Below are 1,233 nucleotides of genomic sequence, written 5' to 3'. Positions count from 1 at the left end.
AGATGAATCAAGAAATGCAAATTTAGGTGGAAGCGGACTTGGACTCGCGATTGCAAAACAGATCATGGAAGGCCATGGCGGTGCCATTACAGCTACTAGTCAAATGAATATCGGAACGATAATTACGCTTCATATTCCTATCTGGGAAGGATTGAATACACAAGGGTGAAAAGTATACTTCTCATCGAAGACGACGTACCAATCTCGGAATTGCAACAAGATTATCTAGAAATTAGCGGGTTTAAAGTAGACATTGCTGCTGATGGTGAATCTGGTTTGAGCCTGTCGCTCTCAGGCAATTATGATTTGGTCATTCTCGATTTAATGCTTCCAAAAAAGAATGGGTTTGAGGTTTGCAAAGGAATTCGTGAAAAGTCAGACATCCCTATCCTTATGGTTACTTCTCGCAGAGAGGATATCGACATCATACGAGGTCTTGGGCTCGGGGCGGATGATTATATTACGAAGCCTTTTAAACCCGCCGAACTAGTGGCAAGAGTAAAGGCACATCTCGCGCGATACGATCGGTTAATCGGTAATAAGACTGCGAAGAATGATGTTCAAATTCGCGGGTTGTTCATTGATCCAGAGACACGAAAAGTGTTGGTGAATGAAGTAGAAGTTATACTGACGACCAAAGAGTTCGATCTGCTTTACTTTCTTGCAAGACATCCTGGTCGTGTATTTACTAAAGAACATTTGTTCGAACGAATATGGGGTATTGACGCAAAAGGGGATTTACAAACCGTTACCGTTCACATTCGAAAAATTCGAGAGAAAATCGAGAAGAATTCCACCGATCCAGCCTATATCGAGACGGTTTGGGGGACTGGATACCGATTTAAAGACTGATCAAGTATAGATAGCTTCTGTCACCTGTTGAAACCCAACTTCTACGAATCATCTGATACTTGTCCGAGAAGGGATCACTCATTTCATAGTTTATTAGCCCGACTTAATGGCCGGGCTCTTTGCGTTTTCTTGCAGACAAGATAAAATGACGAGTTCACACATCGTACAGAAATTTAATAGGACTTAAGGGAATGTTAAGAAATGTTTCATATCTTGTTGAGGATATGAATCTAAAGTAGTAAATGCCTCTATAAGGACGTCAAAATAGTTGGGGAGAGTGTACACACGATGCAAGACATATTTACTGCTATAGTCCAGGGGATTATAGAAGGACTTACAGAATTTTTGCCAGTCTCTTCGACAGGACACTTAATTCTGAGT

The 1,233-nt window shown here is 41.2% G+C and carries 3 protein-coding genes; all 3 read left to right on the top strand.

Going from position 1 to position 1,233, the window contains the following annotated elements; translation table 11 throughout:
• Window positions 1–169, top strand: a 169-nt coding sequence (locus PKO01S_RS29670; RefSeq protein WP_164779839.1) for an ATP-binding protein, incomplete at its 5' end; no start/stop codon positions are given.
• Entirely contained in the window at window positions 166–852 is a 687-nt protein-coding gene (locus PKO01S_RS28470) for a response regulator transcription factor (RefSeq protein ID WP_127534786.1), read from the top strand. The genes PKO01S_RS29670 and PKO01S_RS28470, both read left to right, overlap by 4 nt.
• A 288-nt stretch (window positions 853–1,140) precedes the next feature.
• Window positions 1,141–1,233: undecaprenyl-diphosphate phosphatase (locus tag PKO01S_RS28465; RefSeq protein ID WP_281278973.1), on the top strand; the 93-nt coding region annotated here is incomplete at its 3' end.

The organism is Paenibacillus kobensis NBRC 15729, from assembly GCF_004000825.1.
GTDB lineage: Bacteria > Bacillota > Bacilli > Paenibacillales > Paenibacillaceae > Paenibacillus_T > Paenibacillus_T kobensis.
The sequence above is the reverse complement of the archived record's forward strand: the minus strand, read 5'-3'. Positions and strand labels throughout refer to the sequence as shown.